25 protein-coding genes and 1 pseudogene are annotated in these 23,076 nt (G+C 29.6%); 9 read left to right on the top strand and 17 right to left on the bottom strand.

Features of this window, described 5'->3' with window-relative positions; all coding sequences use genetic code 11:
* Positions 1-49 precede the first annotated feature (49 nt).
* Together JK634_RS10890 and JK634_RS10895 are read right to left on the bottom strand one after the other, a co-directional pair.
* Positions 50-1,054, bottom strand: a complete 1,005-nt coding sequence (locus tag JK634_RS10890) for a pyruvate kinase (protein ID WP_202767673.1) — start codon at positions 1,052-1,054, stop codon at positions 50-52.
* 96 nt (positions 1,055-1,150) lie between these two features.
* Complete coding sequence (locus JK634_RS10895) at positions 1,151-1,612, bottom strand: hypothetical protein (protein ID WP_202767674.1); 462 nt, start codon at positions 1,610-1,612, stop codon at positions 1,151-1,153.
* Positions 1,613-1,817: 205 nt separating this feature from the next.
* On the opposite strand from JK634_RS10895, the gene JK634_RS10900 reads away from it, so the two are divergent.
* Both JK634_RS10900 and JK634_RS10905 read left to right on the top strand, forming a co-directional pair.
* Positions 1,818-2,288 (top strand): DUF4883 family protein, encoded by a 471-nt coding sequence (locus JK634_RS10900; RefSeq protein WP_202767675.1) that lies wholly within the window; start codon positions 1,818-1,820, stop codon positions 2,286-2,288.
* A 119-nt stretch (positions 2,289-2,407) separates the two neighbouring features.
* The gene (locus JK634_RS10905; RefSeq protein WP_338031232.1) at positions 2,408-3,217 is read left to right on the top strand and encodes a GNAT family N-acetyltransferase; all 810 of its coding nucleotides are present in this window, start codon (positions 2,408-2,410) and stop codon (positions 3,215-3,217) included.
* An 8-nt stretch (positions 3,218-3,225) separates the two neighbouring features.
* On the opposite strand, the gene JK634_RS10910 is transcribed toward JK634_RS10905, so the two are convergent.
* The 6 genes from JK634_RS10910 to folE all read right to left on the bottom strand — a co-directional run bounded on the left by JK634_RS10910 (position 3,226) and on the right by folE (position 7,914).
* Positions 3,226-4,053 carry a MerR family transcriptional regulator gene (locus JK634_RS10910; protein ID WP_202767677.1) on the bottom strand — a complete coding sequence of 276 codons (828 nt, stop codon included), beginning with the start codon at positions 4,051-4,053 and terminating at the stop codon, positions 3,226-3,228.
* Positions 4,054-4,078: 25 nt separating this feature from the next.
* The gene (locus tag JK634_RS10915) at positions 4,079-5,116 is read right to left on the bottom strand and encodes an abortive infection protein (RefSeq protein WP_202767678.1); all 1,038 of its coding nucleotides are present in this window, start codon (positions 5,114-5,116) and stop codon (positions 4,079-4,081) included.
* Positions 5,117-5,236: 120 nt separating this feature from the next.
* A complete protein-coding gene (gene folK, locus JK634_RS10920; RefSeq protein ID WP_202767679.1) occupies positions 5,237-6,058 on the bottom strand; it encodes a 2-amino-4-hydroxy-6-hydroxymethyldihydropteridine diphosphokinase in 822 nt (273 codons plus the stop codon).
* Positions 6,059-6,062: 4 nt separating this feature from the next.
* Positions 6,063-6,875 carry a dihydropteroate synthase gene (gene folP / locus JK634_RS10925; protein WP_202767680.1) on the bottom strand — a complete coding sequence of 271 codons (813 nt, stop codon included), beginning with the start codon at positions 6,873-6,875 and terminating at the stop codon, positions 6,063-6,065.
* Between the two features lie 12 nt (positions 6,876-6,887).
* Positions 6,888-7,364, bottom strand: a complete 477-nt coding sequence (locus JK634_RS10930; protein ID WP_202767681.1) for an HD domain-containing protein — start codon at positions 7,362-7,364, stop codon at positions 6,888-6,890.
* Positions 7,357-7,914 carry a GTP cyclohydrolase I FolE gene (folE, locus tag JK634_RS10935; protein ID WP_202767682.1) on the bottom strand — a complete coding sequence of 186 codons (558 nt, stop codon included), beginning with the start codon at positions 7,912-7,914 and terminating at the stop codon, positions 7,357-7,359. Before folE ends, JK634_RS10930 begins: the two co-directional genes overlap by 8 nt.
* Positions 7,915-8,126: 212 nt before the next feature.
* On the opposite strand from folE, the gene JK634_RS10940 reads away from it, so the two are divergent.
* Complete coding sequence (locus tag JK634_RS10940) at positions 8,127-8,960, top strand: PHP domain-containing protein (RefSeq protein ID WP_202767683.1); 834 nt, start codon at positions 8,127-8,129, stop codon at positions 8,958-8,960.
* A gap of 206 nt (positions 8,961-9,166) precedes the next feature.
* Here the strand turns inward: JK634_RS10940 and JK634_RS10945 are convergent.
* Positions 9,167-9,379, bottom strand: a pseudogene (locus tag JK634_RS10945) (phage holin); the annotation flags it as partial.
* 381 nt (positions 9,380-9,760) lie between these two features.
* Between JK634_RS10945 and JK634_RS10950 the strand changes: the two are divergent.
* From JK634_RS10950 to JK634_RS10970, 5 genes are read left to right on the top strand one after another with little or no spacing between them, the layout of a single operon-like run.
* Entirely contained in the window at positions 9,761-10,906 is a 1,146-nt protein-coding gene (locus JK634_RS10950; protein WP_202767684.1) for an ABC transporter substrate-binding protein, read from the top strand.
* 23 nt (positions 10,907-10,929) lie between these two features.
* On the top strand, positions 10,930-11,805 hold the full coding sequence (locus JK634_RS10955) for a branched-chain amino acid ABC transporter permease (protein ID WP_202767685.1): 876 nt from the start codon (positions 10,930-10,932) through the stop codon (positions 11,803-11,805).
* A gap of 9 nt (positions 11,806-11,814) precedes the next feature.
* Positions 11,815-12,771 (top strand): branched-chain amino acid ABC transporter permease, encoded by a 957-nt coding sequence (locus JK634_RS10960; RefSeq protein WP_202767686.1) that lies wholly within the window; start codon positions 11,815-11,817, stop codon positions 12,769-12,771.
* A 3-nt stretch (positions 12,772-12,774) separates the two neighbouring features.
* Positions 12,775-13,533, top strand: coding sequence for an ABC transporter ATP-binding protein (locus JK634_RS10965; RefSeq protein ID WP_202767687.1), 759 nt, complete (start codon positions 12,775-12,777; stop codon positions 13,531-13,533).
* A 2-nt stretch (positions 13,534-13,535) separates the two neighbouring features.
* Positions 13,536-14,240 carry an ABC transporter ATP-binding protein gene (locus JK634_RS10970; protein WP_202767688.1) on the top strand — a complete coding sequence of 235 codons (705 nt, stop codon included), beginning with the start codon at positions 13,536-13,538 and terminating at the stop codon, positions 14,238-14,240.
* A 53-nt stretch (positions 14,241-14,293) separates the two neighbouring features.
* On the opposite strand, the gene JK634_RS10975 is transcribed toward JK634_RS10970, so the two are convergent.
* The 4 genes from JK634_RS10975 to JK634_RS10990 form a co-directional block, all read right to left on the bottom strand.
* Complete coding sequence (locus tag JK634_RS10975) at positions 14,294-15,694, bottom strand: aminopeptidase (RefSeq protein ID WP_202767689.1); 1,401 nt, start codon at positions 15,692-15,694, stop codon at positions 14,294-14,296.
* A gap of 112 nt (positions 15,695-15,806) precedes the next feature.
* Positions 15,807-16,781, bottom strand: coding sequence for a magnesium transporter CorA family protein (locus JK634_RS10980; RefSeq protein WP_243425593.1), 975 nt, complete (start codon positions 16,779-16,781; stop codon positions 15,807-15,809).
* Positions 16,782-16,821: 40 nt separating this feature from the next.
* The gene (hprK, locus tag JK634_RS10985) at positions 16,822-17,730 is read right to left on the bottom strand and encodes an HPr(Ser) kinase/phosphatase (protein ID WP_202767690.1); all 909 of its coding nucleotides are present in this window, start codon (positions 17,728-17,730) and stop codon (positions 16,822-16,824) included.
* 20 nt (positions 17,731-17,750) lie between these two features.
* Positions 17,751-17,933: a DUF896 domain-containing protein gene (locus JK634_RS10990; protein WP_202767691.1), complete on the bottom strand. Its 183-nt coding sequence runs from the start codon at positions 17,931-17,933 to the stop codon at positions 17,751-17,753.
* A 364-nt stretch (positions 17,934-18,297) separates the two neighbouring features.
* On the opposite strand from JK634_RS10990, the gene JK634_RS10995 reads away from it, so the two are divergent.
* Positions 18,298-18,507, top strand: a complete 210-nt coding sequence (locus JK634_RS10995; protein ID WP_202767692.1) for a hypothetical protein — start codon at positions 18,298-18,300, stop codon at positions 18,505-18,507.
* Positions 18,508-18,711: 204 nt separating this feature from the next.
* Here JK634_RS10995 and JK634_RS11000 read toward each other — a convergent pair whose 3' ends face one another.
* From JK634_RS11000 to helD, 4 genes are all read right to left on the bottom strand, one after another.
* Entirely contained in the window at positions 18,712-19,110 is a 399-nt protein-coding gene (locus JK634_RS11000; protein WP_202767693.1) for a hypothetical protein, read from the bottom strand.
* A gap of 3 nt (positions 19,111-19,113) precedes the next feature.
* Positions 19,114-19,371, bottom strand: a complete 258-nt coding sequence (locus tag JK634_RS11005; RefSeq protein WP_202768111.1) for a DUF1292 domain-containing protein — start codon at positions 19,369-19,371, stop codon at positions 19,114-19,116.
* A 100-nt stretch (positions 19,372-19,471) separates the two neighbouring features.
* Complete coding sequence (locus tag JK634_RS11010; protein WP_202767694.1) at positions 19,472-20,644, bottom strand: FprA family A-type flavoprotein; 1,173 nt, start codon at positions 20,642-20,644, stop codon at positions 19,472-19,474.
* Between the two features lie 90 nt (positions 20,645-20,734).
* Positions 20,735-23,020: an RNA polymerase recycling motor HelD gene (helD, locus tag JK634_RS11015; RefSeq protein WP_202767695.1), complete on the bottom strand. Its 2,286-nt coding sequence runs from the start codon at positions 23,018-23,020 to the stop codon at positions 20,735-20,737.
* Between the last annotated feature and the right edge of the window lie 56 nt (positions 23,021-23,076).

The raw sequence follows: 23,076 nt of genomic DNA on the forward strand, positions 1-23,076 counted from the left end.
AGTTAATATACTTATTATATCATCATTGTATAATTTTTCTATTTACAAATTATGAATATTTATTAATTAACCTATTTACTATATTTACTGCCTTTGATGGATCTTCAGTTATTGTTGTTTCTTTTGCTAACAAAAATCCTGTCGCTCCATTTTTAATAAACCAATAAATATCATCCACTTCTGCAGGAGATATTTCTTTCCCTTTAACTAAAGAATCTAATAGATGAGTAGCTACTATTAATTCTCTTGATTTACATCTTTTAAATATCATTCTTTGTATAATTGGAATATTGTTTATCCCAACCTCAGGCACAAGGTCTCCTCTTGCGATAATAATGCCATCACATTCTTCTGATATGCTTTTTATATTTTCAACTCCCTTAAAAGTTTCAATCTTAGCATATATTTTAGGAAAGGCTTTTCCCATTTCTTTTGATTTATTAAAAATATAGTTTTTATAATTAAGCAAGCCTTCTTTACTTTCTATATAAGATAGTGCAATTATATTAAGTTCTGCTCTTATACAAAAATCAATATCCCTTTTATCTTTAGTACTTATACTTTTTTCCTCTCTTATATACCCTTTAATATTACAGCTTTTTTCTGCTCTAACAATTCCTCCTCTTTTAACCTTTCCAATTAGGAAGTCTTCATTTTTATTTACTATTTGAAGATTTATTGCACCATCTTGAAAGGTTATTTCCCTAGATGTGATCTTCTTAAAATTATCTATATTCAAATTAAGAGGAATTAATTTTTCCTCTAATGATATTAATTCATTATATTTTTCATAGGAACATATTTTAATTAGTTCCTTATGCAAGAGTCTAATTGGCTTTTGCATTTCACTCCATACCCTTATCTTACTTCCTTGTATATCTCCTAAAATATTAACATCAATCTCCTCTTCTCTTATTTTCTTCACCATTTCCCTAAAAAAATCCTCACTAAAGTGGGAGAAATTTAACCTGATTATATTTCCACCCGAATTTCTTAATTTATTTAATGTTGTCTTTTCTAATGTATTTGGTGCTACTGTACAAATTATATCCATATTTACCCCTTAAAAATTCCTTCTTTTTAATCCTATAATCTTAAACTAATTTTTATTCATTAAATTATATTTAAAGGGAGAGACTATCAAGTACTACTACCTCATAATTCCCTCCCAATCCTTGCTTATATCAAGCAATGCTTTACTAATATAAGGTTCAATCTCCCACAAAGAAATTCCCCTCTTTGTCATTACTTCAACGCACACAACACTATTTTCAATATTTGATACAATATAATAACTCATATCTTTTTTATAATCTGAAATCTTGAAATTCATCTTTTCTTTTTCAAAAGTAAATTTTTCATAAAACCTTTTTGAAAGAATACTCCCATCTCCAAATATTCTTAATTCCTCTTCATCTCCTTCTACAAGATTTAAATATAGATAGATATCAACCTTTGATTGATTAGCCAAGACTACCTTTTTAAGCAACATATCACCAAACCCTGAGTACTCAATATCATTCATAATTATGACAACGTGGTCTTCTTCCCTTAATTCTTTGGCAATTTTATTTCTTAAATAGCGATTTTCAATATCTATTCCATATTTCATATGCTTCCTCCTTAAGAGAATTTAAGTTATATATAGGGTTTTTTATAGGATACTTAACTTAAAACCCTATAGAAAAGTGTAAACAGCAATGAATGTTTCAAAAGCTATTTACACTTTTTATTATTGTATGTTATTAGCTTTAAAAGGTTCTAAGGTGTATAACCATTTAATAAATTATAATGAAGCAAAAAAAGGAGTGATTTTCATGAAAAAAGTTCTGGCAGCATTTTTAGCCTGCTCATTAATTTTCTTATTAAGTGGTTGTTCTCTTAAAGATCCTAAATACATAAATCTTGAGTCCAAGCCATCAGAACAATATTATACTCAAGAGTTAAAGGGCAAATTAAGTGATAGCGATGATTTTAAAGTATCGATACTTGATACTAATTTTTATAAAGAGAAGCAAATTCCTAAGGAAGAAAATAAATCATTTATAGACTTTATTAACTCAATACATCCTGAATACTACAAAGAAGCTTCAGTTGATAAAACCAAAAGATGTTTATATAAAGTGTATGTAACAATAAAAAATAGTAAATATCTTTTAAAAGTCTATGAAAATGAGGTTATAACCATTGCACCTTGGGATGGAGCTTTTGATGAAGATGTTTTAAGTGAATTAAGCATTCCACCTGGACAAAAGCTTATCTCTATATGTAAGCACTATATAAAATAAGGCTAGAATACTCAAATAGTTGTCAGAATGTGTTATTATATAAATAAGTTATTTAGAAGGTAGGGATTTTTCTGTTTATAAAAACTTTAAATACACTAGATAAAGATATAATTAAATCTATTAGAGAATTAGAACAGGTCTGCAAAACATATGATAAATTAAGTGGAGAGATGTTTCTTGATAATTCTCTAAACTTTAGTAAGGATATAAATAATATTTTTTTAGCTTACGAAGATAATCAATTAGTAAGCCTAATCAATATTTTTATTCCTACAAGGCATGAAGCTGAACTTTCTGCCTACACCCATCCTGATTATAGAAACATGGGATATTTTAGAGAATTACTAACCTCTGCAACTAGTGAACTTAAGAAATATAAAGTAAAAAGAATACTTTTTACTTGCGAGGCGCAATGCTTAGTTTCAAAGGATATTATAAAAAAGCTAGGGGCTAAATATGCCTTTACTGAGTATTCACTAGCATATGATTTTAACCATACTGAAAACAAAATTTTAAGTTCAATGAAATTATCTTCCCCTACAATTGATGATATTCCAACACTTATTTCCTTAGGTGAAGATATATTTGATGAAAATTATGAAGAATCAAAAAGTATTGCAACAAAAGTATTTAACGCTGAGGATAGAGAACAGTTTTTGGCAGAAGTAGATGGAAAATATATAGGTATGTGCTCAGTAAGATTTGAGAATAATGAAGCAATGATAAATGGTCTTGGTATATCTCCCATATATCAAGGTGAAGGATATGGCAAAGATTTAGTTTATTCCATCTTAAATGAATTAATTAAAAGAAACATCGAAAAAATTGCCATAGAAGTCGACAGTGACAATGATAAAGCATTTAATCTTTATCAAAAATGTGGCTTTAAAATCGAAACTGCTTTTGAATATTATAAAAAAAACCTTTAGAGTAAAATCTAAAGGTTTTTTATTTTATATTTTTTTCTAACTGGAATATATATTTCAGTTATGTATTCATCTGGATTATCTGTATCTGAAGCTCCCTTTATATACTTTTGATAAGAAGGAGCTATTACTTCATAATTTTGTTCTTCCTTCCATTTATATAAAGTATTATATACAAATTGAGCTCTTTGATAACTTCCAACATACTTGGTATAAATACATAGTGATCCTTCTAACGTTCTTATATACTTATTATCTGTTTCCTCTACAGGAACTCCCATTTCCATATCCACCAAACTATTTTCAACGTATTCTTTATTATGATAAATAGATATGGGCTTATCATATACATGAAGTTTAAAGCCTTCAATTAGTGGTATAAGCTCATTAAATAATTCTCCTTCTTCCCCTTCTTTAATAAATCTTCTTATACTTAAAATAGAAATTGGTTCCGTATTTATAATATTAATTTTTATATCTTCACAAATATTTATAAATTTATTCCTGCTTTCAATTATATTAATATCCTTCTGCATTTGTTTTAGTATATCATTCTGTCTCTCTATTTGTTTTCTTATATATTCTTGCTTTTCTATAATACAAGCCTTTAGATAATTATCATCATTTTTGTTAAGTATATTTAAAATCTCTATTAATGGGAACTGATACTCTTTTAATTTATTTATTAAATATATTTTTTCTAATTGATCTATTGAATAATATCTATACTCATTCTCTTTGTTTATCCAAGCTGGTTTAATTAGGTCTATACTATCATAATATCTTAAAGTTTTTGAGGAGACCTTGCATAGCTTAGAAAATTCTCCAATTGTAAGCATTAATAAATCCCCCCTTATTTATTAATTATATCATTGAGTAATATTCAGATATCATATTAAAGGATGCTTTAGGATCCCAGGGCATATCCTTATAAGTATTCCCTAGCTTATCTTCGTAACTTTTAACTATGCCATAAGCTGCCATATCTAAATCATATAAAGGCTCTTCTTTATGAGGATAATTTCCACTTATAAAAGTAAATACAAAAGCCCCTTCTACATCCTCTTCACAAAAAATATCTAATGATTCTTTTATATATTTTGCCTGAATACTCTCATCTCTTTTATAATCTCCACTTATCTCTAAAGGGGTTTTACTTTTATCTACAATCGCCCAGCCATAACCTCCTTTATCTTCTGCTCCTTCATAGGTGCAGCACCCAAATTCTGTTATAATTACTGGTTTCTTATGTTTATAATATTTTTTCAATCCTTTTCTATATGTGTTTTTATTGTTTTTATCCATATAATAGTCTATACATACCATATCAAACAAATCCCAATCTACATCCTCCCAAGGACCAGAAGCATAAGTTATCTTTCCATTAAACTTACTTTTAATAATATTTGTTGCTTTGGATAAGTATGAATTTAGATTTTTATTAAAAGATCCTTTAGAAAGAGTACTTTTTAGAAGCTTCATTGGCTTCATAAAAGTTCCTATTCTCTCAAAAGCTGTTTCTCCTAACACAAGTCCGTTCATAAAGAAGGTAAGTTCACAACCTGCAACAAAGATAATATCCTCTTGAGACTTCCTTAACTTCTCAGCTTCTTCAGCACATTTTTCATAATATTCTAGAGTTTCTTCTTCATTTTCATCTATGATAGCTGGAGAAAACCAAACTTGCAAATCATTTTCTATTGCGTATTTTGCAGCTGTAGTTAATCTATATAAATCATAGCCTGAAATCCTAACTGCATTACAATGTAAATCATTTTTAATTATCTCCATCTCTCGTTTAACAATATTTGAATCGAACTTATCTCTTGAGGAATTATCTTTTCCATTAGTATAAGTTCCTACATCGTAATTGATACCTTTTATTCGTAATGCTTCACTCATATCAAATTCACCTTCCTTAGTAAAATACTTTATATGTATAGTCTTTAAAATATTATATATTTTATGCTAAGATTATAAACCTTCTAGTAAGGGCAAGGTCAAATAAAAAAAAGAAACTCATTAATGAGTTTCTTTTGCAATTTCTAAAAGTTCAAATACTCTTTTATTTATTAATGGGTGTAAATAAAATGGACATATTTCATTTACTGGCTCAAGTACAAATAGTCTTTGATGCATTCTTGGATGCGGTAATATTACATGTTCATCATTTGATACTATATCATCCATAAAAATTATATCTATATCTATTGTTCTAGGTCCCCATTTAATTACTCTCTCTCTTTTTAATTTCTGCTCTGTTTCCAATAGAAACTCCATTAATTCATTAGGTGCTAGTATGGTTTCGATTTCTATTGCACAATTTAAAAATTCATCTTGCTCTGTATAGCCCCAAGGCTCTGTCCTTATAAAACTTGAAGTCTTTAATACTTTACATAAACTATGCTCATCAATTATTTCTATAGCTTTTTTTAAATTCTCTTCCTTATTTCCAAGATTCGAACCTAAAGATAACACTGCCCTGCTTCTTTTTCTAGTAATTTCAACTTCAACTGTATCTAAATTTCTATGTATAGGTGCCCAAGGCTTCTTAACTGATACCTTTATTTCCTTAACTAAAGGATATTTTAAAAGTACAAATTCACTAATTTTATTGCAAGCTGTTTCAATTAAATCATAACTTATTTTATTAAATTCCTTCTCTACTTTTTGTGATAATTCTCCATAATGCACTGAAGCATTTAAATCACCAGTTCTTCCTGGCTTTTTTAAATCCAAAGTAAGCTCTAAGGATATTAAAAACTTTTGACCTAATTTTTTTTCTTCTTCAAACACACCATGGAAGGCAAAAACCTCTAAATCTCTAACATATAATTTATCCATAATACTATTTATTTCTCCTAACTATAGCATCAGTCATTTGTGCAGCTCTTTTATTTTCCTTAACATCATGAACTCTCACAAAATCATAACCCTTCATTATTCCAACTACTGTGGTTGCAACAGTACCCTCTACTCTTTCCTCTGGAGGAAGATCTAAAGTTAGTCCTATCATAGATTTTCTTGAAGTAGCTAAAAGCATTGGATAACCTAGTGTTAATAATTCTTCTAATCTATCCATAACTTCAATGTTGTTTTCTAATGTTTTTGCAAAGCCTATACCAGGATCTAAAATAATATTTTCTTTTTTAACTCCTGCCTTCAATGCTATTTCAACAGATTCTTGAAGTTCCTTCTTCATATCTTCAATTATGTCAGTGTATTCCTTATTATCCTTATTATGCATTAGGCAGCACTGAACTTCATACTTAGCAGAAACTTTTGCCATATCCTTATCTTTTTTAAATCCCCAAACATCATTTATTAAGTCTGCTCCTGCTTTAATGGCAGCCTCTGCAACTTCTGCTTTATAGGTATCAATTGATATAATAATATCATGTTTTTCTTTTAAAGCTTTTATAATGGGAACTACCCTATTTATTTCTTCTTCTGCAGTTACATACATAGCGCCTGGCCTAGTAGATTCCCCTCCTATATCAATAATATCCGCACCTTCAGCTATTAATTTTTCCCCTTGCTTTAAGGCTTGTTCTAAATTATTATATTTTCCACCATCAGAAAAGGAGTCTGGAGTAACATTAAGTATACCCATAATATAAGTCCTTTTTCCTAAATGAAATTCTTTATTACCTATTTTCACTTTATCGCCCCTTTAGTACTTTATTTCTAAATTCTTCTTACTATCATCCCAATTGCATCCAAGCGTAGCTTTACAATTATAGCATTCCCTAGATAGTTTATCCCCTTCATATATAAGGCTAGCCATAGGCGATGTTTTCTGTATTCTCCTATGTCCTAAAATACCTTCTTTAATAAGCTCTTTTTCTTCAAATGAAAAGTTCATTCTGTCTAAAAAGCTTTTAGCTATTTCATATGAAGCCTCATTATGTGGGGTTCCTTTTTCATATTGTTCCCCTCTTCCTATATCATGGAGGAGTCCAATAATATAAATTATTTCCTTTGAAAATCCAAGATTTCTTTCTAAATTAATTATGTAACATATTCTTGCCATATTTAAAAAATGCTCAAGATTATGTTTGCAATATATTCTATCCTTTTCTAATAGCTCAATATTATTTAATAAAATTCTATATTCTCTGCTATTTAAGATTTCATTAACTCTATCCATTAATCAGTTCTCTTACCTCTCTTCTAAGGTCAACATTTTCTTCAAAATCACCTCTATAAGAAGTAGTAATTGTCTTAGTGCCAGGCTTTTTAACACCTCTCATGGTCATACACATATGTTCCCCTTCTATAATAACCATCACACCTTTTGGTCTTAAATATTCCATCATCGCATCTGCAATTTCAGCAGTTAGTCTTTCTTGTAATTGTGGTTTTTTAGCATAAACCTCCACAGTTCTGGCAAGCTTTGAAAGTCCTGCAACTTTTCCATTTGGAATGTAAGCTATATGTACCTTTCCAAAGAAAGGGACTAAGTGATGTTCACACATGGAATAATATGTAATATCCTTCTCTATTACTAAATCATCTCTCTCAGCAGTAAAAGTTCTATCTAAATATTTTTCAGCTGTTTCTCCAATACCTGAAAATATCTCTTCATACATTTTACTTATTCTAAGTGGAGTATCCTTAAGACCTTCTCTGTCTGGATCTTCTCCAATAGCTTCTAAAATCATCCTTACTGCATCTTGTATTTTAATTTTATCAACCATCCGTTTTACCTCCATATGTGCTTAGATATCTATTTTATCTATTAATTATATCATTAGTTTTAGTTCCTTTAATATATTTTTTTACTTTCTATTCCACTTGACAATACTACTAGCATTAAAGATATTGTTCTCTTTTTTTCTTATTTTACTATTATATAACCAAAAAATGATATAAAATATATTTAATTTATTAATTCTGAAAGGAGAAACCTATGATAAAAGTTGATATGCATACCCATACTATAGCTTCTGATGGAAGACTTACCCCAAGAGAATTAATTACTAGGGCTAAGGAAAATGGTTCAATGATGCTTGCAATTACTGATCATGACACAGTTGATTCTTTACAAGAAGCTGCTACAATTGCTAGAGAATTATCTTTAGAATTTATTCCTGGTATAGAACTTTCAACTGTACATAATGGAGAATCTATTCATATGTTAGGATTTTTTAGAGATGACAGTTATAAAAATAAAGAATTACTGGATTTTTTACTTTCATTAAAAGAACATAGAGTTAACAGAGGAAGAAAGATTGTAGAAAACCTAAAAAAGTATTTTAATATTGAAATTTCTTACGATAATGTTTTAAAGAGAGGAAAAGGTGTTATTGCTAGACCTCATATTGCTGATGAAATAATTGCAAGTGGATATCCATATACTAAAGATGAAATATTTGATAAGTTTATTTCAAATAAAAGTCCCGCTTATGTAGAAAATAAAAAGATAACTGTTCCTGAAGGAATAGCCCTATTAAAAAAATATAATGCTTTAGTGTTTTTAGCTCATCCAATTCTAATAAGAAAAACTCCGATCAAAGATTTTACTGAGTTTGACTTTGATGGTTTTGAAGCAATTTATTTTCAAAACAAAAGTGAACAAACCAAGAAACTTATTAAACTATGTGCAGAAAAGAATCTTTTAGTATCTGCTGGTGGAGACTTCCATGGTGATCTTGATGGAGACACTAAACATGGTGATTTAGGAATCACTGAGATTCCTGAAGAAATGCTAAATGCTTTTAAGAAAGCTTATTATAATATATAGATAAAAATATGAGTAGAATGCTTTTACACGCATTCTACTCATTTCTTTTTTTACTCTTATATCAAATTACTTCACTTCTATTATCGCCCTTGAGAATTTTCCCTATCAATAGTATCTTGAGTAATTTGATCGAATTCTCCTGATGATGCATTAGTATTTGTTGTTCCTGTAGTATTATTGGTTGTAATACTATTAGTAGTTACAGTATTATCTGCACTAGACTTATCATCTAAGAATCCTTTGTTATCTGTTGTTGGATTATTTAATATACCAGCCATAACTAGTATTCCTAATATACCTGAAACAATATCCTGATAATTCTTAGGAAGTATATCTAGTCCAAACCCTTGTAATATTAGGGGAATCAATGCAAATATTGCTACCCATAAACCATAGTTTTTAAATCTAGATTTATCCATACTTCTTCTCCTCCTTTGATATTTTCTTTTCCTTATATACTATTCACATAAGCTTACATAGGTGAAAACATAGGGTTTTCTATAGGAAACTTAACTTATTCTTGTTTGAAAATGTCAGTTTCTAGACATTTTCAGGCATGAATAGTTATTAGTTGAACTTAAAACCCTATAGTAAACGCTTATATAAAATACAACATTTTTATTATGCTAATTTTAATATTATTCTGAAAATATTTAAAAATATCATATTGTAATTTAATAAGCATTGTGTTAATATATCAATAACGATTTTTAAATATATTTAATTAATTAATCAACTTACGCTCATTTTGTTGATAATTTATCAAATTGAAATTTTAAAAACTTAAGGGGGATTTATTTATGAAGAAAAAGATTCTTGCAACTGTAATGGCTACTTTAGTAGTTGCTGCAGCATTTACTGGATGTTCATCCAAAAAATCAGATAGCGGAGACACTATTAAGATAGGTGGAATTGGTCCTTTAACTGGTAAGGCCTCCACGTATGGTCAGTCTGTTAAAGAAGGGGCCGAGCTATATCAAGATGAAATTAATAATGCCGGTGGAATTAACGGTAAGAAAGTACAATTCGTATTTGAAGATGATGAAGCTGATCCAAATAAAGCTATACAAGCTTTCAACAAACTTGTAGATGATGAAGGGGTTACTGCAATTTTAGGTGCTGTAACATCTGGAGCTTCAAAAGCTGTAGGACCTTTAGCTACATCAAAATCAATTCCTATGATTACACCATCTTCAACTGAGCCAAACATAACTAAAGACGGTGGAGATTTTGTATTTAGAGGATGTTTTATAGATTCTTATCAAGGTAAAATCCTTGCTAAATATACAACTGATTCATTAAAGAAGAAAAAAGCAGCTGTATTATATAATGTTGCATCTGATTACTCTAAAGGTATAGCTGATGCATACAAAGCAGAACTTGAGAAAAATGGTGGTACTGTAGCTGAATTCTTGACTTACAATGACAGTGATAAAGACTTCAATGCACAACTAACAAAAATCAAAGCTTCTAATCCAGATGTTTTAGTACTTCCTGATTATTATAATGTTGTTGGTCTTATTGCTAAACAAGCAAAAGATATGGGAATAAATGCTCAATTATTAGGTGGAGATGGCTGGGAATCTCAAGATCTTACTAAGATTGGTGGAACAGCTGTAAATGGAGCTCTTTATTTAAATCACTACTATACTCAAGATACTGATAAAAATGTTTCTGATTTTGTTAGTGCTTACAAAAAGAAATTCAGTAAAGATCCAGATGCATTTGCTGCTTTAGCATATGACTCAGCAAAAATCTTAGTTAAAGCAATCGAAGCTGCAAAATCAACTGATGGAGATAAAATAAGAGAACAATTATTAAAAACAGATCTACAAGTAGTTACTGGAAAAGTTACATTCGATGCTGACAGAACTGCAGTTAAAGGAGCAGTAATTATTAAAGTAGATGGAGATAAGAAGACTTTAGTAGATAAGGTTCAACCTTAATATTACATTAGGAGGAGTATTATATGGAGCTTTTACAACAATTAATAAATGGCTTGGCATTAGGTAGTGTGTATGCCCTCCTTGCTATAGGTTATACAATGGTGTACGGTATAATAAAGCTTATTAATTTTGCTCACGGAGATATTTTTATGGCAGGAGCCTTTGCAGGTTTCTATGCCTCAACAAAATTAGGCTTATCATTGATACCAACTTTAATAGTATCAATGTTTGCTGCAGCATTACTAGGTATTATAATCGAGAAGGTTGCTTATAAACCTCTTAGAAATTCACCTAGAATAACACTTTTAATTACTGCAATAGGTGTTTCTCTACTACTTGAACATGGTATGAGGTTTTTAGTTGGTCCTGATCCAAAACCATTCCCTGATTTATTCCCTGTAGGAACTATAAATATTGGATCTCTACACATAAATGGAAAAATACTTTTAATGCTTGGGGTATCTGCGTTACTTGTTTTACTCCTTCAATATATAATATATAAAACAAAGGTTGGAAAGGCTATGAGAGCAGCTTCTCAAGATATGGAAGCTGCCTCCCTAATGGGAATAAACGTTAATAATATCATTTCTCTTACCTTTGCTATAGGTTCTGCTTTAGCTGGAATTGCAGGTGTTTTAGTTGCAATAGCTTATCCAAGTATTGATCCTTATATGGGAATGATGCCTGGTCTAAAGGCTTTCGTTGCAGCTGTTGTTGGAGGAATAGGAAGCATACCAGGTGCATTACTTGGTGGAATAGTTATGGGAATATCTGAAACCCTAACAAAAGCATATATTTCAACATCTTTATCAGATGCTATAGCTTTTGGATTATTAATAATTGTTCTCCTATTTAAACCTACTGGTTTACTTGGGGACAAGACTAAAGAGAAAGTGTAGGTGAAGAATATGAAGAATAATATAAACTCAAAATTAAAACCTATTATCATATTAGTTTCTTTAATAGTAACCTATTTTGTACTTTCCATTTTAATGAAAAATCATATTATTAACTCTTATTATGGCGGAATCATAATACTTGTATGTATTAATATAATTTTAGCGGCATCATTAAATTTAGTAGTTGGATTTACCGGACAGCTAGCATTAGGACATGCCGGATTTATGGTAATTGGTGCATATGTTTCAGCTTATTTATCAATCCACTATAAGCTTCCGTTTATTGTTGTATTATTAGTTGGTGGATTAGTTGCAGGACTACTCTCTCTTGTTATTGGTATTCCTACTCTAAAATTAAAAGGAGACTACTTTGCTATTGCAACCCTAGCTTTTGGTGAAATAATTAAAGGAATAATTATGAATACTGAAGCTGTAGGTGGTGCTAGAGGTTTAAGCAGAATACCAAAACACACAGATTTTACTTGGGCATTTATCATAATGGTTTTAACTATCTTAGTTATATATAATATAATTCATTCTTCTCAAGGAAGAGCAATGATCTCAATTAGAGAAAATGAAATTGCTGCAGAAGCTATGGGAGTAAATACTTTTAAATACAAGGTTATGGCATTTATTATAGCTGCTTTCTTTGCTGGTGTTGCTGGTGGTCTTCTTGCTCATAATACTATGTTCATTCAACCACAATCCTTTGACTTTATGAAGTCAATAGAAATATTAACCTTCGTGGTATTAGGTGGAATGGGATCTTTATCAGGTTCAGTATTAGCCACTATTATATTAACATTCTTACCAGAATATTTAAGAGGATTAAAAGACTTAAAGAATATCATCTATCCTATTGCATTAATAGTATTAATGATATTCAGACCTCAAGGATTACTTGGAACTAAAGAGATATCATTCAAAATATTTTCTAAAATATTACCTAAAGGAAAGGAGAGCTAACCCATGTTAAAGGTTGATAACTTATCCATACAATTTGGCGGACTTAAAGCTGTTTCTGATTTTTCTCTTGAAATAGGCGAAAAGCAAATCGTAGGTTTAATTGGTCCAAACGGAGCTGGTAAAACTACAATTTTTAACCTCTTAACTGGAGTTTATGCTCCTACTGAAGGTACTATAGCTTATTTAGGAGAAAATATTCACGGCCTAAAGCCTTATAATATAACTCAAAAGAAAATAGCAAGAACATTTCAAAATATAAGATTATTTTCAAATTTATCTGTAATAGATAATATAAAGATAAGCTTTAATTATAGAGTTAAATATAATGTTTTTGATTCAATTTTTAGAACTCCTAGATTCATAAAGGAAGAAAAGGAAATAGAAGCACAAGCATTAGAATATTTATCGTATTTTGACCTTGATTCAAAGAAGGATGAATTAGCAAAAAATCTTTCCTACGGAGAACAAAGAAGACTAGAGATTGTAAGAGCTCTTGCAGCTGATCCAAAGCTAATATTATTAGATGAACCTGCTGCTGGTATGAATCCACAAGAAACTCAAGAACTTATGAAAATGATAAACTGGACAAAAGACAAATTTAATATCTCAGTTCTGCTTATTGAACATGATATGAAACTTGTAATGGGAATTTGTGAAAAGATAACTGTTCTAGATTACGGTAAAAAGATTGCAGAAGGTACACCTGAAGAAATAAAGAGAAATCCTAAGGTTATAGAAGCGTACCTTGGGGAAGGAGCTTAATCATGCTAAAGATAGATAACTTAAATGTATATTATGAAGGAATTCACGCTCTGAAAGATATTTCTCTTGAAGTAAATCAAGGTGAAATAGTAACCTTAATAGGTGCAAATGGTGCTGGAAAAACTTCTACTCTTAGAGCTATTTCTGGATTGGTTCCATACAAATCTGGAGATATAAACTTTAAAGGAAATGCTCTTAAGACTATAGCTCCACATAAAATACTTTCTCTAGGCCTTTCTCATGTTCCAGAAGGAAGAAAAATCTTCCCTGAGCTTACTGTAATGGAGAATCTAGAACTTGGAGCATATTTAAGAAAAGATAAGAAGGGGATTGCTACCGATATGGAATCAATCTTCACTAAATTCCCTAGATTAAAAGAAAGAATCAAACAAAGAGCCGGTACTTTATCAGGTGGAGAACAACAAATGCTTGCCATGGGAAGAGCTTTAATGTGCAGACCTGAAATGATTTTACTTGATGAGCCTTCAATGGGATTAGCTCCTCTTGTTGTTAAAGGAATTTTTGACACAATACAAGAAATTAATGCAGGTGGAACTACAGTATTATTAGTTGAACAAAATGCTCATATGGCCTTATCTATAGCTGATAGAGCTTATGTTTTAGAAACAGGTTCAATTGTATTAGAAGGTAATGCAAAAGAACTATTACAAGATGATAAGATAAGAAGTGCATATCTTGGAGAATAGCATATAAAATCCCCCTAGAATATTAAATATTCTAGGGGGATTTATTAATTATTTTAAGCTTCCTTTAAGAATGCTTCATATCCTCTCATAGTTTCATAAATATCTGCTTTGCTAGCTACTTCCCATGGTGCATGCATATTATGAAGGGCTATTCCACAGTCTATTACTTGCATATTGTATTGAGCAAGTATATATGCTATGGTTCCTCCGCCACCTTGGTCAACCTTTCCAAGTTCACCAGTTTGCCAAGTTACATTATGTTTTTCCATTATTCTTCTGATATATGCTACATATTCTGCGTTTGCATCATTTGAGCCTGATTTTCCTCTTGCTCCAGTGTATTTACTAAATACAATTCCTTTTCCAAAGTATGCTGTATTATTTTTTTCTACAACACTTGGGAAATTAGGATCAAATGCAACTGTAACATCTGAAGAAAGCATATGTGAGTTATTCAATGCTCTTCTAAGCTTTAGTTCTGAATACTCACCTTTTCTATCCAATATCTCAGCTACAATATTTTCAAAGAATCTTGATTGCATTCCTGTAGCTCCTACACTACCTATTTCCTCTTTATCAACAAATAATGCAACGCATGTTCTATCAGTCTTTTCAATAGCCATTAAAGCTTCAAAGCTTGTATATGCGCATATTCTATCATCATGGCCATATCCCATAACCATACTTCTATCCAAACCGTAGTCTCTAGCTTTTCCTGCTGGGACTATTTCTAGTTCTGCTGAAACAAAATCTTCTTCTTCTACTCCGTATTTTTCATTAAATAATGCTAAAATATTTTCTTTAACTCTCTCTTTAGCATCCTTATCTTTTATTGGCATTGAACCAACTAAAACATTAAGATCTTCACCTTCAATTACTACATTTGCTTTCTTTTCTAATTGCTTTGATGCAAGGTGAATTAATAAATCTGATACTCCTACAACTGGATCATTTTCATCTTCGCCTACATTAAGCTTTATAACAGTTCCGTCCTTTTTAACTAAGACTCCATGAATTGCTAGTGGAATAGTAACCCATTGATACTTTTTTACCCCACCATAGTAATGAGTATCAAATAAAGCTAACCCACCATCTTCATAAAGTGGATTTTGCTTTAAATCTAATCTAGGTGAATCTAAATGAGCACCTAGAATTCTTAATCCCTTTTCTAAAGGTTCTGACCCAATTAGAAATAAAGCTAAAGTTTTTCCCATATTATTTGCATAAACTTTATCTCCAGCCTTTAATACTTCTCCATTATCAATTATGTTTTGTAAATTTCTATATCCATTATTTTCTGCAAGTTCTATAAGTTCATCCACTGATTCTCTTTCAGTCTTGCATTTAGATATAAAATCTTTATATCTATCACTTAGTTCAAAAACTTTTTTTAAGTCATCTTTAGAATATTTATCCCAAGCTAAGGAATATTCTTTTTTTAATTTTTTACTCATGTTTAAACCTCCCATGTCTTTTTTTATAATTTTACACTTATTTATATGGAATATCAAACCAATAGATGTTTTATATGGTTTCTTATAGGACACTTAACTTAAAACCTTATAACTATATCATTCTATGCTTTTTAAAATAAAACAACATTGTTATAACTATTCCCCCCATAAAAATAAGTATTCCAAAAAACGCAAAATTATTTTCTTTAAATGGCATATGATCAAAACTCATTGAAAATACAGCTGTAATAAGCTCTAATGGTAGAAATACTGTTGTTACCACAGTAAAAACCTTCATTAAATCATTTGTCTTATTCGATATTTCAGCTTCATAAGCTTCTCTTACCATTGCTAGATCTTGTGTTAAATTCTCAATAGCCTTCATTAGTTTTGAGATTTTATTATCTATATTCTTAAAATAAATCATATAATTATCTGAAATTATTCCATTTTCATTTGCAAGTAATGCATCTCCTATATATCGTAACGGATTGAGTATTTTACGTATTTTGTATGTTTGACCTCTTAAAAATACAAGTTCTCTTATTTGATTCGAATGAGGAGATCTTAATATTTCTAATTCTACCTTATCAGCCATTTCTTCAACTAGTGATATACAATTATAGTTTCTTAATATTAATCTATCTAGAATATAATATAGAACTATTTCTGGCTTACCTTTATCTTTTAACATAAAACAATTTCTGTTCTTTTTTATATCTTTTATAAATTCTTCTAATACCGGTATTCTGTCTTTATACACAGTAACTATGAAATTATGACTAAGGAAGATATTAAGCTCTTTAGAGATAATATCTTCCTCATAAATATCAAGTACATTTAATACCATAAAAATATAATCATTGTAAAAATGAATCTGAGCTTCTTGTGAAAAATCCTTACATTCTTGTATACATTCCTCATCAAGTACAAGGTTCAATACTTCAATTTCTTCTGCATGAAGTATGATCCAATATAAACTCTTTTCCTGTTCCCAACTATCAACTTCTTTGAACTTATTTGATATATCATAAATTATCATCTTCTCACCTTTAATAAATATTTCTAGATATATATTATGTTCCAAAAGATGAAATTTTATTATATTTACATAAATACCTGTTTTATTATCCGTTCATTTTATTCATTCTGCTTTCAATTATGTCAACTGGAGTAACATCTGACATTAAGGAATATCTGTAATTAGCAGCTGCTGCTTCAATTATTACAGCTATATTTCTTCCTGGTCTTATTGGAACTATTAGCTTTCTCACATCAACACCTAATATATCCTGATAATCTGCATTAGTGCCTAATCTCTCATAATCTCCATCGTCTTTCCAATGTTCAAAATGTATTATTAGTTTTATATCTTTTGAAGGAATAACAGAGCTTAATCCATACAATGCAGTTATGTCAATTATCCCCATTCCCCTAACTTCAAGCATTCCGAAAGTTATTTCAGGGGATGTCCCAATTAATTCTCCATCAATTGCTCTTATCTCCACTGCATCATCTGTTACAATTCTATGACCTCTCTTTATTAATTCTAGTGCAGTTTCACTTTTTCCAATTCCACTTTCACCAGTTATTAATATTCCAATACCATACACATCAACAAGAACTCCATGAAGTCTTGTTTCTGGAGCCATCTTATCTGCAAGGTACATTGTACATTTACTCATAAATTGTGTAGTCACCATATTACTTCTAAGTAACCATGATTTACTCTTTTCAGCCGCACTTACCAGTTCCTTATGAGGTTCTAAATCTCTTGTAATAATTAAACATGTTGAATCAAAACTAAAAAATTTATTCAATCTCTTTTTTCTAATTTCTATCCCCATATCATCTAAAAAGCTCCATTCAGCTTTTCCTACTACCTGAATACGTTCCGGAGCAAAATAATTATAAAATCCTGCAAGCTGTAGTCCTGGTCTGTTTATATCACTTACACTTATTATCTTGTTAACTTCCCCTTTAACTAATACCTCTAGATCAAAATCCTTGATAAGCTTTTCTACTGTAACCTCCATGCTAACCACCCTCATACAAATTAATTATTAAACTTCTTTTTTGGTTTAATTCCACTTAATTGAGCTCTAAAATTATTTTTTACTAATTCTATATATTTTTTTCTCAGTTTATCCTGTTCCTCTTTTTCTATATCTGTTAGACCTTCTTCTTTACTTTTTTTATATAATTCATTTATTCTTGCGATTAATGCATCTTCATTCATTACTTAATTTCTCCTTTGATTTCTAGAGTGTTTAAACTCTAATCAATATCTAATTTCTATAAAGAAATTATACCACATGAGTGTAATTATTACTAACAAAAATCCCTCTGGTTTTAATACTTATAAATAATTTATATTTAATTGTATTAATTTAAATTACAATATATGTAATATACTGTATAATTTAGAAGATATTTACTTTATATTGATAAAATTTACAATTTTTTATTAAATTATTGCTAAATTTCGATTTACAATATTTTTCAATTTGGTATAATATAGGTATAAGGACTAAGCATATAATATATGGTGCCATTCTTTACTTTTTTGCACCATATAAATTTTAGAGGATGGGGTGAAAGAAATGAAAACAAAAACAATTCAACGCAGAATCAACTTAGAAAAGACTCTTTTAAATTTTTTATTAAAGTTTTTATCTCCAACCAATAGCTTTGTTATATACTTAAGTCAACATTTGGACAAGCTTATAGTAAAAGGACAACTTCGTTTATACAAAAAATATAAAAGAAAGCATAGTAGAAGAAAAACTATTCCTTTACGATACACAGCTTAGCTAAAAAAACTTAAAAATCAATTAACAAAGTTTTCAACACATATTTTAGATTTTAATCTAGACGAGATATATCTTAAATTAAATAAGATACTTGAATTATCTCACTTACTAAGAATAATAAAACAGAAACCAAAGGTTTCTGTTTTCATTTGTACATATTATATTATTAAGAAAAAACATAAGTCGCTAACCTTAACCAAAATATTAAAGACCTAACTCATCCATAACTTCTTCTATATCTTTTTCTTCATCAATGTCATTAAATAGTGCTACAAATTCCCCATAGGTAGGATTATTAATATCTAAGTCATAGGCCAAAAATTGTCCTTCTACTTCCTCTTCTTCCATAACTTCATCAATTATTTCCTCTACATTATCTAGTGCAATGTCATATAGGTATGGTAGGTATAATTCTTTGTACCACTCTTCACTTTCACTCTCATAAGTTTCTTCTTCATCTGCATAGGCTTTAGCTGCTGCTAATTCATCTTTATCAAAATCATAAAAAAACTTTACAAGTAAGAAACCTTTTTTATATTTGATTTCTTCAATATCACTTAAATCCTTTTCTTTTAATGACTTCAAAATCTCACTACTTACCATTTTCTATTCTCCTTGATATAGTAATTTTTTATACTCCTTTTTAACAGCTTCAAACTCTTTTTGATCTTCAACAAAATTATACTCTTCTTTTCCTTCCACCTCGTCTACTCTAAAAATGAAGGCATCTTCAACATTACCATCTCCTTCTAGGGGTGATAGTATTAAATATTCTTTTTCTTCTAAATATATTCTTGCAATTGCCTCAAAATCAACTTTATTTCCATCTTCGTCTCTAAAGGACATTATTTCTTTATCTTCTATTGTTTCTTTATTTTCCATTATACTCATTTCCTTTCTCTATGTGATTAAAAAGTAAGGGTAAAAAGTCATATACTTTTTACCCATTATAATAAAAACAACTTTATTTTACAAGTTCAGCAAATTGTTCAGCTAACTCATCTGCATTTTTATAGTCTTCATCCGAAGGAACAAACGTAAACTTTAATCCCGGATGGTTAACTTTAAGTTTTAAACTCTTTAATCTTTCAGTTAACATAGGAACACCTTCCCCACTCCAACCAAAAGATCCAAATGCTGCAGCTACCTTACCTCTATTAATTATAGGATTAACTAAGCTTAATAAATCCCACGAAGGTTTTACCGCATCTTGATTTATTGTAGGTGAACCAATTAAGAATCCATTACTTCTTTCAATTAAAGCGGCTGCTTCTTCTAATGGCATTGTAGTTATTTCATGAACTTCTGTCTTAATACCTTTAGCACTTATTTTTTCCGCTAAATAATTTGCCATATGTTCAGTATTACCATATGCTGATATATAGAATATTTGTACATTTTTTTCTACAGCCTCTATCTTAGCCCATTCTCTATATAAATCTAAGAATTTTTGAACATGATTAACATGAACTGGTCCATGACTTGGTGCAATTATGTCAAACTTTAAGTCCTTAATTTTATCTAAACCCATATTTACAAATTTCTTAAATGGTCCCATTATGCAATCAAAATAATATTTCATTTCTTCAAAGTACTCATCTCCAAAAGCAGCTGAAATACTTCCTGCTGGGCAATAGTGACATCCAGTAAAGTCACATGTAAATAAGAAGTTTAATTCTTCAACATATGTAAATATTGTGTCTGGCCAATGTAAGTTTGGTGCAGATATAAATTTAAGAGTAGTTTTTCCTAATGATAGATCTTCCTTTGCTTCAATATAGTTGAATTCTCTATTTAAAATATTTTTAAGATAGTTTATAGCTGCCTTTGAACCAACTATTGTTACATCTGGATAATCTTCTATTAGTTTTATTAAGGAACCACTATGGTCAAGTTCAGTATGTTGTACTATTACATAGTCTACTTTCTTATCTCCAATTACTTCCTTAAGATTTTCTTTAAATTCATCATAAAAACCATTTTTTACTGTATCCACTACAGCTACTTTTTCATCATCAATTACATATGAATTATAAGTAGTCCCTTTTTTAGTTTCCATTATGATGTCAAATACTCTTAATTTTGCATCTTTTACTCCAACCCAATAAATATTTTCTCTTAATTTTTCTACAGACATATTATACCTCCCCATACTTATGCTCCATCTTTAAATACAAAGTAATTGTACCATATTGATAGTTTATTAACAACTCTTGGAGAATGCTCCCTACACTTCTAATAATGGTGTTAATTTCCCTTTATAGAAGATAGTTTCTCTATGCAAAGCTCTCGTTAAAGCTACATATAGTAATTTTTTATCTTCCTCGGTATCTTTATATAAATTACTATCTACATTGAATAGTATTGTACCATCAAACTCCAAGCCTTTTGTTAAATATGAAGGTATTATTACATTATTTACATTCAATTCCTTATCTCCCTCTTTAACAACGTCCCAGGAGAAATTACTATAATTTTTTATTCTGCTCTTAAGTTTTTTACACTCCTCAAAATCTTTGCAAATTATTGCAATAGATTTTTTGTTTGCATTTCTTATTTCTTCCACTTTTTCATCAATATTCTTAGCCAGGTCTTTAAAATTGCTATATTCAATTATTTCTGGCATTGGTCCACTCCTAATTACTGCCTTTGCAGGCTTTGGAGCATTTAATTGTTTATTTAGAACAATATTTGCTACATCAATTATTTCCATAGTACTTCTATAACTTTGACTTAATGAAATAAAGGTACATTCTCCATTAAAAATATCTTCAATTAAGGTTTCCCAATTATTAATTCCTTTATAACTATATATTCCTTGTCCTAAATCCCCAACTATAGTCATGGAGCTTCCTTGACACATCATTTTAGTTACATGAAACATTAATGGAGAATAATCTTGTGCCTCATCAATTACTATATGCTTATATTTATTCTCATCCTTAATTCCTTCAGTTTTAAGCTTTAAATATAAAAGTGCTGCAATGTCATCCTCATCTATTATTTCCTTTTCTCTATTGTTTAGAACTTCTTGTCGCATAAACTTTTCTAACGCTTTAGGAATCCTTCCACCAGAAGCTTCTTCAAATATTTCATCTTCTTCAAACAATCTATAATAAAGTCCTTCTCCACTTTGACTATTCCAAGCTTCAAAATACTCTTTTAATTTTGATATAGCCTCATTTTTAAGATTTTTCTTTTTTTCATCTCTCTCATCATATATTTCTATAAGTTTCTTTCTTCTTTCAGGTGAATCTTCTTCATTCTTTTTAATCTTATTTATCTTTAAATTATAGAAAAGATCAAGTTGTTCATATACTCTAAGCAGTGTATTATCAAGCTTTTTACTAAAATATTTATGTATCTCTTCTATTCTTTTATTTACCGGGAAATGTATCAAATCTTTAAAGTATAATCTCTTAATTTCATTTGCTCCATAAAGGGTAAATCCTTGAATTTTAATGTCCTCTAAACTTTGAGAATCTCTTTCCCAAATAGTAATTAATCTATCTAAAATAGTTTTAAATAATATCGAGCCTTTAATCTTACTTGTGTTTTTTAAATATTTAGCTCTTTCACTATCTCCTTCTAATATCTCCCTTAGTTTTTCATCTCTTGTATAAATCTTACCCTTTAATCCTAAAAATTCTTTTCCTAGAATAGGAAAGGTCTTTTGATTAACCTCATAAGTACCTAGATTAGGAAGTATTTCAGAAATATAATCTAAAAACAATTTATTTGGTGCTAATACTAATATATCTTCACCTTTTATTTTCTCATTATATCTATATACTAAATACGCAAGTCTATGAAGTGCTACTGTAGTTTTCCCAGAACCTGCTGAACCTTGAACAATTAGTGGAAAATTAAGAGGTGCTCTTATGATGTCATTTTGTTCTTTTTGAATTGTAGCAACTACTTCCTTAAGCTTACTTCCTGCACTTTCTTCAAGATTTATTTTAAGAAATTCATCTACTAATTCATTTTCTTCATCTGCAGTTTCACCTTTTAATATAATTTCATTTATTCCTTCATCAAATATATCTTTAAGTTCACCATCTTTAATTAAAAACTTTCTTTTCAATTGAAGCTTTCCGTTTATTACACCAACTGGTGATCTATAGTATGCTTCTCCTTGTGTACCACTATAGTAAAGATCTGCAATAGGTGCTCTCCAGTCAATTACTATCTCTTCCCCATCTTTTGAATCGTATATCCCATACTTACCTATATAGAAGTTTTCTGGCATTCTTTTATCTTCTTTAAAATCAATTCTTCCAAAATAAGGATTTTCCGTAGCCTCTGAATAATTTTTAAGATTTTTACTTACTATATCATATATTATTTTTGTATTCTCAAGCTCTAAACTATAACTTCCTTTAGCAGCTTTCTTTAAATTAGAAATTTTTGTTTTAAAGCCCTCTTCTTCATTAACTTTTCTTTCTATTTCAATGTTGATCCTATTCTTTTTTTCCTCAAGAACTTCAACTTCATAATCAAATTCATTATGCATACTATCACCATCCTCTCAATGTAACTCTATTTTCTTTACTATCAAAGAAAATAAAC

It is taken from the genome of Clostridium paridis (assembly GCF_016765615.1).
In the GTDB taxonomy this organism is placed as follows: domain Bacteria; phylum Bacillota; class Clostridia; order Clostridiales; family Clostridiaceae; genus Clostridium_T; species Clostridium_T paridis.

Coding starts and splice junctions, on each gene's coding strand:
- JK634_RS10890 (WP_202767673.1), bottom strand. CDS start 1,054: ATGGATATAATTTGTACAGTAGCACCAAATACATTAGAAAAGACAACA.
- JK634_RS10895 (WP_202767674.1), bottom strand. CDS start 1,612: ATGAAATATGGAATAGATATTGAAAATCGCTATTTAAGAAATAAAATT.
- JK634_RS10900 (WP_202767675.1), top strand. CDS start 1,818: ATGAAAAAAGTTCTGGCAGCATTTTTAGCCTGCTCATTAATTTTCTTA.
- JK634_RS10910 (WP_202767677.1), bottom strand. CDS start 4,053: ATGCTTACAATTGGAGAATTTTCTAAGCTATGCAAGGTCTCCTCAAAA.
- JK634_RS10915 (WP_202767678.1), bottom strand. CDS start 5,116: ATGAGTGAAGCATTACGAATAAAAGGTATCAATTACGATGTAGGAACT.
- folK (WP_202767679.1), bottom strand. CDS start 6,058: ATGGATAAATTATATGTTAGAGATTTAGAGGTTTTTGCCTTCCATGGT.
- JK634_RS10930 (WP_202767681.1), bottom strand. CDS start 7,364: ATGGATAGAGTTAATGAAATCTTAAATAGCAGAGAATATAGAATTTTA.
- folE (WP_202767682.1), bottom strand. CDS start 7,914: ATGGTTGATAAAATTAAAATACAAGATGCAGTAAGGATGATTTTAGAA.
- JK634_RS10940 (WP_202767683.1), top strand. CDS start 8,127: ATGATAAAAGTTGATATGCATACCCATACTATAGCTTCTGATGGAAGA.
- JK634_RS10950 (WP_202767684.1), top strand. CDS start 9,761: ATGAAGAAAAAGATTCTTGCAACTGTAATGGCTACTTTAGTAGTTGCT.
- JK634_RS10955 (WP_202767685.1), top strand. CDS start 10,930: ATGGAGCTTTTACAACAATTAATAAATGGCTTGGCATTAGGTAGTGTG.
- JK634_RS10960 (WP_202767686.1), top strand. CDS start 11,815: ATGAAGAATAATATAAACTCAAAATTAAAACCTATTATCATATTAGTT.
- JK634_RS10965 (WP_202767687.1), top strand. CDS start 12,775: ATGTTAAAGGTTGATAACTTATCCATACAATTTGGCGGACTTAAAGCT.
- JK634_RS10970 (WP_202767688.1), top strand. CDS start 13,536: ATGCTAAAGATAGATAACTTAAATGTATATTATGAAGGAATTCACGCT.
- JK634_RS10975 (WP_202767689.1), bottom strand. CDS start 15,694: ATGAGTAAAAAATTAAAAAAAGAATATTCCTTAGCTTGGGATAAATAT.
- hprK (WP_202767690.1), bottom strand. CDS start 17,730: ATGGAGGTTACAGTAGAAAAGCTTATCAAGGATTTTGATCTAGAGGTA.
- JK634_RS10990 (WP_202767691.1), bottom strand. CDS start 17,933: ATGAATGAAGATGCATTAATCGCAAGAATAAATGAATTATATAAAAAA.
- JK634_RS10995 (WP_202767692.1), top strand. CDS start 18,298: ATGAAAACAAAAACAATTCAACGCAGAATCAACTTAGAAAAGACTCTT.
- JK634_RS11000 (WP_202767693.1), bottom strand. CDS start 19,110: ATGGTAAGTAGTGAGATTTTGAAGTCATTAAAAGAAAAGGATTTAAGT.
- JK634_RS11010 (WP_202767694.1), bottom strand. CDS start 20,644: ATGTCTGTAGAAAAATTAAGAGAAAATATTTATTGGGTTGGAGTAAAA.
- helD (WP_202767695.1), bottom strand. CDS start 23,020: ATGCATAATGAATTTGATTATGAAGTTGAAGTTCTTGAGGAAAAAAAG.